Below are 369 nucleotides of genomic sequence, written 5' to 3' on the forward strand. Positions count from 1 at the left end.
GGTACCGGCCAGGGTGTAACGATAGATGTTGTCAACGAACAGCAGAACGTCACGACCTTCGTCACGGAATTTCTCAGCCATGGTCAGACCGGTCAGAGCAACGCGCAGACGGTTTCCCGGCGGCTCGTTCATCTGGCCGTACACCAGCGCGACCTTGTCGAGAACGTTCGAGTCCTTCATTTCGTGGTAGAAGTCGTTCCCTTCACGGGTACGCTCGCCCACGCCCGCGAACACGGAGTAACCGCCGTGCTCCTTCGCGATGTTGTTGATGAGCTCCATCATGTTGACGGTCTTGCCCACGCCTGCACCACCGAACAGACCGACCTTGCCGCCCTTCGCGAACGGGCAGATCAGGTCGATGACCTTGAT

Annotated in this window: 1 pseudogene; it reads right to left on the reverse strand. The window is 58.8% G+C overall.

What is annotated here, in order from left to right:
• Window positions 1-369, reverse strand: a pseudogene (locus tag SB765_RS28280) (F0F1 ATP synthase subunit beta); the annotation flags it as partial.

Source organism: Pseudomonas sp. SIMBA_067, from assembly GCF_046534675.1.
In the GTDB taxonomy this organism is placed as follows: domain Bacteria; phylum Pseudomonadota; class Gammaproteobacteria; order Pseudomonadales; family Pseudomonadaceae; genus Aquipseudomonas; species Aquipseudomonas putida.